The 11,320-nt window shown below is 67.5% G+C and carries 12 protein-coding genes; 9 read left to right on the top strand and 3 right to left on the bottom strand.

The window, feature by feature from the left end; translation table 11 throughout:
- Positions 1–206: 206 nt before the first annotated feature.
- Entirely contained in the window at positions 207–791 is a 585-nt protein-coding gene (locus tag ACWEVR_RS32225) for an NADPH-dependent FMN reductase (protein ID WP_452469986.1), read from the bottom strand.
- 145 nt (positions 792–936) lie between these two features.
- Here ACWEVR_RS32225 and ACWEVR_RS32220 point away from each other — a divergent pair, with 145 nt between their 5' ends.
- The 6 genes from ACWEVR_RS32220 (at position 937) to ftsX (ending at position 5,742) form a co-directional block, all read left to right on the top strand.
- Positions 937–1,794 carry a helix-turn-helix transcriptional regulator gene (locus ACWEVR_RS32220; protein ID WP_452469985.1) on the top strand — a complete coding sequence of 286 codons (858 nt, stop codon included), beginning with the start codon at positions 937–939 and terminating at the stop codon, positions 1,792–1,794.
- 54 nt (positions 1,795–1,848) lie between these two features.
- Positions 1,849–2,967 carry a peptide chain release factor 2 gene (gene prfB / locus ACWEVR_RS32215; RefSeq protein WP_452469984.1) on the top strand — a complete coding sequence of 373 codons (1,119 nt, stop codon included), beginning with the start codon at positions 1,849–1,851 and terminating at the stop codon, positions 2,965–2,967.
- Positions 2,968–3,095: 128 nt separating this feature from the next.
- Positions 3,096–3,953, top strand: a complete 858-nt coding sequence (locus tag ACWEVR_RS32210; RefSeq protein ID WP_452469983.1) for a mechanosensitive ion channel family protein — start codon at positions 3,096–3,098, stop codon at positions 3,951–3,953.
- A complete protein-coding gene (locus ACWEVR_RS32205; RefSeq protein WP_157102088.1) occupies positions 3,940–4,089 on the top strand; it encodes a hypothetical protein in 150 nt (49 codons plus the stop codon). The genes ACWEVR_RS32210 and ACWEVR_RS32205 overlap by 14 nt, the downstream gene beginning before the upstream one ends.
- Before the next feature lie 70 nt (positions 4,090–4,159).
- Entirely contained in the window at positions 4,160–4,840 is a 681-nt protein-coding gene (ftsE, locus tag ACWEVR_RS32200; protein ID WP_210740346.1) for a cell division ATP-binding protein FtsE, read from the top strand.
- Positions 4,840–5,742 carry a permease-like cell division protein FtsX gene (gene ftsX / locus ACWEVR_RS32195; protein ID WP_452469982.1) on the top strand — a complete coding sequence of 301 codons (903 nt, stop codon included), beginning with the start codon at positions 4,840–4,842 and terminating at the stop codon, positions 5,740–5,742. The genes ftsE and ftsX overlap by 1 nt, the downstream gene beginning before the upstream one ends.
- A gap of 69 nt (positions 5,743–5,811) precedes the next feature.
- On the opposite strand, the gene ACWEVR_RS32190 is transcribed toward ftsX, so the two are convergent.
- Positions 5,812–6,192: a MerR family transcriptional regulator gene (locus ACWEVR_RS32190; RefSeq protein ID WP_452469981.1), complete on the bottom strand. Its 381-nt coding sequence runs from the start codon at positions 6,190–6,192 to the stop codon at positions 5,812–5,814.
- 60 nt (positions 6,193–6,252) lie between these two features.
- Between ACWEVR_RS32190 and ACWEVR_RS32185 the strand changes: the two genes are divergently transcribed.
- A complete protein-coding gene (locus ACWEVR_RS32185; protein WP_452469980.1) occupies positions 6,253–7,014 on the top strand; it encodes an alpha/beta fold hydrolase in 762 nt (253 codons plus the stop codon).
- A gap of 19 nt (positions 7,015–7,033) precedes the next feature.
- Here ACWEVR_RS32185 and ACWEVR_RS32180 read toward each other — a convergent pair whose 3' ends face one another.
- Positions 7,034–8,500 carry a glycosyltransferase family 39 protein gene (locus ACWEVR_RS32180; RefSeq protein WP_452469979.1) on the bottom strand — a complete coding sequence of 489 codons (1,467 nt, stop codon included), beginning with the start codon at positions 8,498–8,500 and terminating at the stop codon, positions 7,034–7,036.
- Positions 8,501–8,627: 127 nt separating this feature from the next.
- Here ACWEVR_RS32180 and ACWEVR_RS32175 point away from each other — a divergent pair, with 127 nt between their 5' ends.
- Positions 8,628–10,025, top strand: a complete 1,398-nt coding sequence (locus ACWEVR_RS32175; RefSeq protein ID WP_372462137.1) for an acyl-CoA dehydrogenase family protein — start codon at positions 8,628–8,630, stop codon at positions 10,023–10,025.
- Positions 10,026–10,058: 33 nt separating this feature from the next.
- Entirely contained in the window at positions 10,059–11,273 is a 1,215-nt protein-coding gene (locus ACWEVR_RS32170) for an acyl-CoA dehydrogenase family protein (RefSeq protein WP_452469978.1), read from the top strand.
- Positions 11,274–11,320: the final 47 nt, after the last annotated feature.

Here is an 11,320-nt window from a genome sequence, read left to right as displayed (position 1 = left end):
GCACGCGCGAAGCGCAAGTCTCGAGCGCTGTTCGCGCGGCCCCCCAGGGGCCGCGCTCGAGCGCGCCAGCGCTCCAAAAACACAGCCCAATACCTTTGTGGTGCACAAAACACCGCAGTGGTTCCACGCGGCGGGAAGTGCGGCAGGCAGCGGCCTCGAGTAGCTCCATGCAGCTGAGCACCCGTCAAACGCCCCCCAAAAAAAGATCAAGCAGAAACCGCCACGGACCGAGCACCCGCCAACGCCGTCGCCCACCAAAACAGTTGATCCAGCATCACTTTCGCCGCAGCCTCGAACCCCTCGGGCTCACGCAGCCGACCATCCTCGTCGAACAACAGGTAATAACGAGGGAACGACACATAATCCCGAACAGTATGTGCGTTGAGTTCGTTGAAAACCTGACGCAGATGTTCGATAGCGAGCACACCCCCGGTCCCCCCGCTGTACCCGACGAACCCGATCGTCTTGCGATCCCACTGAGTGAAGTGCCAGTCGATAGCAGTCTTCAGAGCCGACGGATAACTCCGGTTGTACTCGGGCGTGAGAACAACATAAGCGTCGGCAGCAGCAAGCCGATCGGACAACGCCACCATCCCGGCAGGCCGCGCGGGATCAGGGTCCATCGCAGGCGGAACGGCGGGCAGTTCGGCCGGAAGATCGAACTCCGCCAGATCGATCACATCGACATCGAACCGATCGTCGACCTGCGCGGCGAACCACTCGGCGACGACAGGGCCGAACCGCCCGTCGCGGACGCTGCCGATGATGATCGCGAGTTTCAATGCGGACACGGTGTGCTCCTCGAATCTTCGGTGCCGGCCCCGATCGGCCGGTGCAACCCAATTTCCTCGCTGGGCGACCGGGCAGGGAGACCACGCTGAGAGTGGTAGTGGCACGGCCACTCTCGCCGCCGCGAGGCTCGGTACCGTCGGTGCGGTGAGCGACAACGAACTCGGTCTGTTCCTGCGCACCAAACGCGAGTCGGTCTCCCCCGCGGAGGTCGGTCTGCCGGCGGGTGCGCGCAGGCGGACGCCCGGTCTGCGCCGTGCCGAGGTGGCGATGCTGTCGGGTGTGAGCGTGGAGTACCTGATCCGGCTCGAGCAGGGACGCGACCGGCATCCCTCGCCGCCGGTGCTGTCGGCGCTGGCCGAGACGCTGCGGTTGACCCCGCGCGAACGGGTGCATCTGCATCAGCTCACCAAGGGCATGTCCGGTTTCAGCTGCGGAGCGGCGGAGAACGGACCCAACCGCACGGTGCGCCCGACTGTCCGCGCGATCCTCGACCAGCTCGAACCCGCACCCGCCGCGATCACCAACCGGTTCACCGAAGTGCTCGCCTGCACGGCGGGCTACCGCAGACTCATGGGGCCCAGCGGCCTGTTCGACCAGGGCGAACCCGCCAATATCGCGCGTTTCGTCTTCACCCATCCCGGCGCGCGCGAGCTGTACCCGGACTGGGATCAGGCGGCCGACAAGCTGGTCGCGTCGCTCAAGCAGGGCCCGTTCCGCGCCGATCCGATGGTCGCCGCGCTGGTCGACGAGCTCACCGTCACCACGGGCTCCGCCTTCACCGACCGCCTCGCGCGCCTGCCGGGCCTGCCGCCATCGGGTGGGATCAACCGCATCAGCCACCCCGAGGCCGGTGAGCTGCGGCTGGCCTATGAGTCGCTGGATCTGTCGATCGACGACGATCAGTCGCTCTACGTTCTGCTGCCCGCCGACGCGGCGAGCGCAGCGGCCCTGGACGACCTCGTCGGCCGCCGCCCGGGTGGTCTGCGCGCCGTCGCTGGCTGACGTGGTGGTACGCGTGTTTCGCCGTGTCGGTGCCGACCGGTAACCTTGGACATCGTGCATCCTGACGTTATCGCCGACCTCGCCGAACTCGACACCACGCTCAAGACGGTCGAGTCGGTCCTCGATGTCGAGGAACTGCGCCGCCGCATCGATGAACTCGAGCACCAGGCCGCCGATCCCGAACTCTGGAACAACCAGGAGCACGCCCAGCTGGTGACCAGCGAGCTGTCGCATGCCCAGAGCGAACTGCGCCGGGTGGAAGACCTGCGCCAGCGGCTCGAGGACATGCCGGTGCTCTACGAACTCGCCGAGGCCGAGGAGGGCGCAGCCGCCACCGAGGCACTCGCCGACGCCGACGCCGAACGGGCGTCGCTGCGCGAGGACATCGAGGCGATGGAAGTGCGCACCCTGCTCTCGGGCGAGTACGACAAGCGTGACGCGCTGGTCAACATCCGCTCCGGTGCCGGTGGTGTCGATGCCGCCGACTGGGCGATGATGCTGATGCGCATGTACATCCGCTGGGCGGAGCGGCACAAGTACAGCGTGGAGGTCTACGACACCTCCTACGCCGAGGAAGCGGGCATCAAGAGCGCGACCTTCGCGGTGAAGTCGCCGTATGCCTACGGCACGCTGTCGGTCGAGATGGGCACCCACCGCCTGGTGCGGATCAGCCCGTTCGACAACCAGGGCCGCCGCCAGACCTCCTTCGCCGAGGTCGAGGTGCTGCCCGTGGTGGAGACCACCGACCACATCGAGATCCCCGACGGTGACATCCGGGTGGACGTGTACCGCTCCTCGGGCCCCGGTGGACAGAGCGTCAACACCACCGACTCAGCGGTTCGCCTGACCCACATCCCCACCGGCATCGTGGTGACCTGCCAGAACGAGAAGTCGCAGCTGCAGAACAAGATCTCGGCCATGCGCGTGCTGCAGGCCAAGCTGCTCGAGCGCAAGCGCCAGGAGGAGCGGGCCCAGATGGACGCGCTCAAGACCAACGAGGGCGCCTCGTGGGGCAACCAGATGCGCTCCTACGTGCTGCATCCGTACCAGATGGTCAAGGATCTGCGCACCAACTACGAGGTCAACAACCCCTCGGCGGTGCTCGACGGTGACATCGACGGATTCATCGAATCCGGAATCCGTTGGCGCATGCGCGAACAGGCCGACGCATAGCCAGCGATTCGCTCGCCGATGGTGTCGTTGTTCACGTTTGACGACGCGCCGTGACCGGCCTGTAACCTTTCTGGTGTGTGTTCGAACGGACCGGAACTGTGCCTGCGCGCGTCCCACGGGGCGACGCGATGAACGCTGTGCTCGCGATGAACGGCGGTACGGAGATCACCGCCTGGCTGCGCTCCAGCGGCCTGGAGATCGTCCTGCTAGTCGTGGGCGCGATGCTGTTCGGCCGGTTCGCGGCGTTCGTGCGCGACCGGGTGACCAGCAAGATCGATGCCTCGTTCCACTCGAGCGACGCCCTTGTCCGCACCGAGGCGGCCAAGCACCGGCACGCGCTCGCCCAGGTCATCACCTGGGTTGTGCTGACCATCGTGTATGTGCTGGTCGGCATGGAAGTGCTTCGGCGCCTGGGCTTTTCGGTGACCGGCCTCGTCGCCCCCGCGGCGGTGCTCGGTGCGGCGCTCGGTTTCGGTGCCCAGCGCATCGTGCAGGACATCCTCGCCGGGTTCTTCCTCATCACCGAACGCCAATACGGGTTCGGTGACGTGGTGCAGATCGCGGTCACCGGCTCGGCCGACCCGGCCGAGGGCACCGTCGAGGACGTGACCCTGCGCATCACCACGCTGCGCAACGCCGACGGCGAGGTGATCACCATCCCCAACGGCCAGATCGTGAAGGTGACCAACCTGTCCAAGGACTGGGCACGCGCCGCGATCGATGTGCCGGTGTCGGCGCAAGCCGATATCAACAAGATCAACGAGGTGCTGCACGAGGTGTGCACCAAGGCCTACCAGGACGCCCGCCTGAAACCGCTGCTGCTCGACGAGCCTTCGGTGATGGGCGTGGAGGATCTGTCGCTCGACGAGATGAACATTCGGATGGTTGCCCGCACATTGCCAGGCAAACAATTCGAGGTGGGGCGTGAGCTGCGCGTGCGTGTGGCCGCCGCCCTGCGTAAGGAAGGAATCAGTGAAACCGCGTAAGTCCACGGCGATCTTGATCGCCACCTGGGTATCGACCTTCGTCGTCTACCTGTTCGTGAAGCCGGCCGACGGCACGACCACCGAGCCGGTGACCCTGATCAATTCCGTCCCGTCCTGGGTGAATCCCACCCAGTAGCGCCCCGCCGACGTCGTCGGGGCACCCGTCACGAGCAGCCCGCTGGCTACACTGGCTCCTCGTGATCACCATGCGCAACGTTTCCAAGTCGTACAAAACGTCGACGCGGCCGGCGCTGGACAACGTCTCCGTCGAGGTGGACAAGGGCGAGTTCGTCTTCATCATCGGCCCGTCCGGTTCCGGCAAGTCGACGTTCATGCGGCTGCTGCTCAAGGAGGAGGCGCCGACCTCCGGGGAGATCCGGGTGGCCGATTTCCGGGTCGACCGGTTACCGGGGCGCAAGGTACCGAAGTTGCGCCAGCGCATCGGGTGCGTGTTCCAGGATTTCCGGTTGTTGCAGCAGAAGACCGTGGAACAGAACGTGGCGTTCGCGCTGGAGGTGATCGGCAAGCGCCGTCAGTTCATCGAGCGGACCGTGCCGGAGGTGCTCGACATGGTCGGGCTCGGCGGCAAGGGCAACCGGTTGCCCTCGGAGCTGTCCGGTGGTGAGCAGCAGCGCGTGGCGATCGCGCGCGCGTTCGTCAACCGGCCGCTGGTGCTGCTCGCCGACGAGCCGACCGGCAACCTCGATCCCGAGACCAGCGCCGACATCATGGCGCTGCTGGAGCGGATCAACCGGGTGGGCACCACGGTGCTGATGGCCACCCACGACAATCACATCGTCGACGCGATGCGCAGGCGGGTGGTGGAACTCGACCACGGCAGACTCGTGCGCGACGAGGCGACCGGTGTCTACGGGGTGGGGCGATAATGCGACTGAGTTTCCTGTTCACCGAGGTCGCCGACGGCCTGCGCCGCAACCTGACGATGACCGTCGCGATGATCCTGACCACCGCGGTGTCGTTGATGATGCTCGGCGGCGGCATGCTGTCGGTGCGGATGGCCGACAAGACCGAGAACTTCTTCATCGGCCGCCTCGAGGTGCGCTTCTACCTCGACGACTCGGTCTCCGAGACCGACCCCGACTGCGCTGCCGAGCCGTGCAAGTCCCTGCTGTCCGACATGAAGCAGACCTCCGGGGTGGAGAGCGTGCAGTTCCTCAACCGCGCCGACGCGCTCGAGGAGGCCAAGAAGCTGTTCGAGGATCAGCCGGAGATGGTGCAGTACATCGCCGACTCCCCCCTGCCCGCCTCGCTGCGGGTGAAGATGACCGACGCCGACCAGTACCAGCACATCTACGACGCGTTCGCGACGCGGGAGGGCGTGCGGATCGTCGCCAACGACAAGGAGTTCGTCGACCGGCTCGTGAGCCTGTTCGACGGTTTGCGCAATGCCGCGTTCGGTCTGGCGCTGGTGATGGCGCTGGCCGCGATGCTGCTGGTGCTGAACATGGTGCAGATCGCGGCGTTCACCCGGCGCACGGAAGTCGGCATCATGCGCCTGGTCGGCGCGACGCGCTGGTATACGCAGCTACCGTTCCTGCTCGAGGCGGTCGCGGCTGCCTTTGTCGGTTCGGTGCTGGCGGTCCTCGGCTTGGTGATCGCGCGTCCGCTGGTGATCGACCGGGCGCTCGGCCCGCTGTTCGACAGCAATGTGTTCCCGCGCATCACCGGTGACGACATCGCGGTGGTCGCCCTGACGATCGCACCGGTCGGCATCGTCTTCGCGGCCGTCACCGCTTATCTCACGCTGCGGTTCTACGTACGCGAATGAGTACTGCGCCGCCCTCGACGTCCGGGGCGGTGCGAGAACGGTCGGCGGTGCCGCCCGAGGCGTGTCGGCCTAGCGGCTCGCACTCGGGATCGGTGCGCCGCTGTTCGCCAGGCTGGCGTCGAGCTGGGCTGCGAGGTGCGAGCGCTGACGGTCGAGGTCCGCGATGCGGCGGTCCAGCTCGGCGGTCCGATCGGCCATGATGCGCACCGATTTCTCGCAGGCCTGGACCGGTCCGTCGTGCTCGGCGCACGGGAGCAGGTCGGCGATCTCCTCGGTGTTCAGGCCCGCCGCCAGCAGGTCCCGGATTCGGGCGACTCGGGCGACCGCTGCCTCGGGATAGCTGCGATAGCCGTTGCGGTCGCGGCGCGGACGCAGCAGACCCTGTTCCTCGTAGTAGCGCAGCAGCCGGGTGGCGACCCCGGTGCGGTGCGCGAGTTCGCCGATCAGCATGTGATCACCGGCACGTTCGGCTTGACCTTCACACCCATGTCAATCCCTAACGTCGCCGTCATGACGACAATTCCACTGCACACCACCGTTCACGGCTCCGGCCCCGGCATCGTGCTCGCCCACGGCGCGGGCGGTGGCATCGAGAGCAATTTCGGCCCCGTGATCCCCGCGCTCGCCGCCGGTCACACCGTGGTCGCCTCGGATTACCCCGGCGACGACACCCCGTTGACCCTCGACGCGCTCGCCGACGCGCTCGTCGCGGCCGCCGTCGACGCGGGCGTCGAGACCTTCACCATCGTCGGCTTCTCCCTCGGCACCGCGGTGGCCGTGCGTGCCGCCGCCCACCATCCCGAGCGAGTCACCGGGCTGCTGCTCACCGCGGGCCTGGCCACACCTGACCATCGCGCCCGCCTCGCCGTCCAAGCCTGGCAGGACCTCCTCGACCGGGGCGCCCACGAGGCGTTCGCCCGCCTGGTCCTGCTCACCGGCTTTTCCACCGACTTCGTGAACGGTCTGCCCGCCGCCGTCGTCGACGATGTCGCCCGCCAGACCGCCGCCGCGATCCCCGGCGGTACCCGCGCGCAGGCCGCGCTGGTCGAAACCGTCGATACCACCGCCGATCTCGCCGCGATCGCGGTGCCGACGCTCGTCGTGGCGACCACCGCCGACCTGCTCGTCGACCCGGCGAACTCACGAACCCTCGCCGCCGCGATCCCGGGCGCGGAATACGCGGAGATCGCAGCCGGGCATGTGGTCATGGTCGAGCGGCCCGAGGAGTGGCAGAAACTGCTGACCGACTTCCTGGAACGGCACGGGCTCTGAATCCCACGACCTGAGCGACTCAGCCGAGATTCCGCAGCTCCGGCCACACCTGTGACCAGGGACGAAGTGGATTGCCGCAGAGGAACATCGGTGCGCCCTGTTCGTCGTTGTCGATCCCCAGGCCGTTGTCGAGAACGCCCCGGGGTTCGACGCTCGCACAGAGCGCGGTGAGCCGCTCGCGATCGATCCCGACGGTGAGGACTTCCGTCGCCGTATCGGGCGGCGGACCCCACCACCAGTACGCGTTGTGGCCGGAATGCGGTGTGGGCAGGTCGTATTCGGTGCCGAAGTGTTCGATGGCGCCCGCTTCGCCGTAGTTGGCGGTGAGGATCGAAGCGCCGGGCGGATGGGCGGCGGCGATCTGTTCGACATAGCGTGGCCAGCCGATGGTTTCGCCCGCGTCGTAGTTGATCGCCAGGGTCGGCGAGTGTGGGATCGCCTCGACGGGTAGCACCGGAAGGAACAGGGAGGCGGACATGACCGCGTTGAGCGCGATCACGGAAGCCACCGCGAACCAGCGTCTTCCGGCCTGCCCGAGCCATCCGGCCAGGCCGACCGATCCGGCCGCGAGCAGCACGGGATACATCCCGCCGAGGTAGTAGGCCTTGCCGCCGGTCACGAGGAACAGCACGAAAAGCAGGACGTAGGCCACCGCGAACGCGCGGTACCGCGAATGCCACAGCCGCCACAGCCCGTAGACCCACAGCGGTACCAGCAGCGGACCGAACAAGCCGAACTGCAAGAGCACGAACATGATCGGCGAATCCGAGGTCCCCGACGAACCGTCCGCGATGGCCCGGCTCAGCTCCCACTGCGGCCAGCCGTTGCGCGCTTGCCACCACAGATAGGGCAGGGTCAGCAGCGCGCCGACACCGACGGCACACGGAAAGAACCTGGTGACGAACACCTTTCGCTGCCCGGTGAGCAGTAGGGCCACCACGAGCGCCACGACCGGCACGATCAACAGCACCTTGTTCAGCAAGCCGACACCGACCAGCACGCCGATCAACAGCCACCAGCGAGGATCACCGATGGTGTCGCCGTCGACCGCTACCGACGAGGACGACGAGTCCCCCTTCGTCCGAAGCAGTTTCAGCACGAGCAAGCACACCACCGACCACACTGCGAGGTCGAACACGGTCGTGGTGAGCAAGTGCCCGACGCCCTGCACCAGCGCCGCGCTCGCGACCGCCGCGGCCGCCAGCGCCCGCGCACCACGCCCACCACCCAACTCCCCCGCCATCCAGCCCGCGCAGACGACAACCACCGCCGCCGCGACGACCGAGGGCAGCCGGAGCACCCACAGCGCGTCGGGGTCGATCGCCGACATCACCCGCGCGAGAAGCGGCACGAAGGGTGGTTGGTCCGGATAGCCCCAGGCCAGCCGCCTACCCGCCGCGAGGAAGTACAGCTCGTCGCGGTGATAGCCGTAGCGGCCCGAGGTCACCAGCAAGACGAGCGCGAACACCGATACCAGGACGCGCACCTGTGCAGCGTGACAGAATCCGGCGATTTCCCGGTTCACCCTTGCACTTCTTACTCCGGAGTAAGATAGTCTTACCGGAGAGTAAGATAGTGGGGCCACGGAGCGTCCCGACAGCCGAGGAAATCAGGTGATGATGAGCACTCGAGACAGCGCGACGAAGCGACGTCCGAACGACACGTCCGCGGTCGGCCTCAACCAGCCCAAACGGGACTGGATGGGCGCTGCGATGCGCGCTTTGACGACGGTGACCGGGTCGGAGTTCGCCGGCAAGTACAAGCTGCGCAAGCCCATCGAACGCATCACCTACGAGGGCACCAAGACCGGGTTCCGGACTCTCGGCGCGGCGACCCGCACCTTCGGCAAGGTCACCGGCGGCGGCGAGCCCAAGCGACTACCCGACAACGAGGCCAAGACCAAGGACTACTTCGACCTCACCCCCACCGACGACCAGAAGATGATCGTCGAGACGGTGAAGGATTTCGCCGGTGAGATCCTGCGCCCGGCCGCCTACGAGGCCGACGCGGCCGCCAAGGCCCCGCGCGATCTGCTCGACCGCGCCGCCGAACTCGGCATCACCCTGATCAACGTTCCCGAGGAGCTCGAGGGCGCGGCCGCCGAGCGCGGCGCGGTCACCAATTCGCTGGTGGCCGAGGCCCTCGCCTACGGCGACATGGGTCTCGCGCTGCCGATCCTCGCGCCGAGCGGTGTGGCCGTCGCGCTGTCGCAGTGGGGCACCGACGCCCAGCAGCGCACCTACCTGCCCGCCTTCACCGGCGAGAACGTACCGCAGGCCTCGGTGGTCATCAGCGAGCCGCGCGCCCTGTTCGACCCGTTCGCCCTGCAGACCAAGGCCACCCGCTCTCCCAGCGGCTACCGCCTCAACGGCGTGAAGAGCCTGGTCCCGGCGGCCGCCGACGCCGAACTGTTCCTGGTGGCGGCCGAGCTCGACGGGCGTCCGGCACTGTTCATCGTCGAGTCCGACGCGGCGGGCCTGGTGGTGGAGGCCGACCCGAGCATGGGTCTGCGCGCCGCCGGTCTGGGTCGGCTGATCCTGGACAACGTCGCGGTCGGCACCGACGCGATCCTCGGCGACGGTGACGCCGCCGCCCGCGCGGCCGAGTACGCCGACGCCGTGCAGCTGGCCCGCCTCGGCTGGGCCTCGCTCGCGGTCGGCACCGGTCAGGCCGTGCTCGACTACGTGATCCCCTACGTCAACGAGCGTGAGGCGTTCGGCGAGCCGATCTCGCACCGCCAGGCGGTGGCGTTCATGGTCGCCAATATCGCGATCGAGCTCGACGGTCTGCGCCTGGTCACCCTGCGCGGCGCCTCGCGTGCGGAGCAGGGCCTGTCGTTCGCCCGTGAGGCGGCGCTGGCGCGCAAGCTCGCCACCGACAAGGGCATGCAGATCGGCCTCGACGGTGTGCAGCTGCTCGGCGGCCACGGCTTCACCAAGGAGCACCCGGTCGAGCGCTGGTATCGCGATCTTCGTGCCATCGGCGTCGCCGAGGGCATCGTGCTGGTGTAGCGGCCGCTTTTCTTACCTTCCAGGAGACTTCCCATGATCAATCTCGAACTCCCCAAGAAGCTGAAGGCGAGCGCCAACCAGGCCCACCAGGTCGCCGCCCAGATCTTCCGCCCGATCTCGCGCAAGTACGACCTCGCCGAGCACGCGTACCCGGTCGAACTCGACACCATGTCGGCCATGGTCGAGGGCCTCGCCGACTCGGGCACCCAGCAGATCGGCGGCGCCTCCGGCGGCCGTGGCGACACCGCGACCGACCTGCTGACAGCCAACGCCAACGGCGGCAACATGTCGTCGCTGATGAACACCCTCGAAACCGCGTGGGGCGATGTCGGCCTGCTGCTGACCATCCCCTACCAGGGCCTCGGCAATGCCGCGATCGCCGCGGTGGCCACCGACGAGCAGCTGGAGCGGTTCGGCAAGGTGTGGGCCTCGATGGCCATCACCGAGCCGTCGTTCGGCTCCGACTCGGCCGCCGTGTCGACCACCGCCGTCCTCGACGGCGACGAGTGGGTGCTCAACGGCGAGAAGATCTTCGTCACCGCCGGTGAGCGGTCCACCCACATCGTGGTTTGGGCGACGGTGGACAAGAGCCTCGGGCGGGCGGCGATCAAGTCGTTCGTCGTCCCGCGTGACGCTCCGGGCCTTTCGGTGGCGCGACTCGAGCACAAGCTCGGCATCAAGGCCTCCGACACCGCGGTGCTGCTGCTGCAGGACTGCCGCATTCCGAAGGACAACATCCTCGGTTCGCCGGAAGTGAACGTGGAGAAGGGTTTTGCCGGGGTCATGCAGACCTTCGACAACACCCGCCCGCTGGTGGCCGCGATGGCCATCGGTGTCGCCCGCGCCGCGCTCGAGGAACTGCGCACCATCCTCACCGAGGCAGGCGTCGACATCTCCTACGACACCCCCGCGATGAACCAGCACGCCGCGGCGGCCGAATTCCTGCGGATGGAAGCCGATTACGAGGCGGCCTACCTGCTCGCCCTGCGCGCTGCGTGGATGGCCGACAACAAGAAGCCGAACTCGCTAGAGGCCTCGATGTCGAAGGCCAAGGCGGGCCGCACCGGCACCGACGTCACCCTCAAGGCTGTGGAACTCGCAGGCGCGCTCGGCTATTCGCAGCGCCTGCTCCTGGAGAAGTGGGGCCGCGACTCGAAGATCCTCGACATCTTCGAAGGCACCCAGCAGATCCAGCAGCTCATCGTCGCCCGCCGCGTCCTCGGCAAGACCAGCGCCGAACTGAAGTGATCGGTTAGCGCGAAAATCGGTGCGAGTCAGCTGATTCGCACCGATTT

The sequence above is a fragment of the Nocardia sp. NPDC003979 genome (assembly GCF_053605015.1).
Note: the sequence above shows the minus strand (reverse complement) of the source record. Positions and strands in the feature narration are given on the sequence as shown.

Bases quoted from the DNA above. Each gene is read 5' to 3' on its own strand.
- ACWEVR_RS32210 (WP_452469983.1), top strand. From the start codon at position 3,096: ATGAACGCTGTGCTCGCGATGAACGGCGGTACGGAGATCACCGCCTGG.
- ftsE (WP_210740346.1), top strand. From the start codon at position 4,160: ATGCGCAACGTTTCCAAGTCGTACAAAACGTCGACGCGGCCGGCGCTG.
- ftsX (WP_452469982.1), top strand. From the start codon at position 4,840: ATGCGACTGAGTTTCCTGTTCACCGAGGTCGCCGACGGCCTGCGCCGC.
- ACWEVR_RS32190 (WP_452469981.1), bottom strand. From the start codon at position 6,192: ATGCTGATCGGCGAACTCGCGCACCGCACCGGGGTCGCCACCCGGCTG.
- ACWEVR_RS32185 (WP_452469980.1), top strand. From the start codon at position 6,253: ATGACGACAATTCCACTGCACACCACCGTTCACGGCTCCGGCCCCGGC.
- ACWEVR_RS32170 (WP_452469978.1), top strand. From the start codon at position 10,059: ATGATCAATCTCGAACTCCCCAAGAAGCTGAAGGCGAGCGCCAACCAG.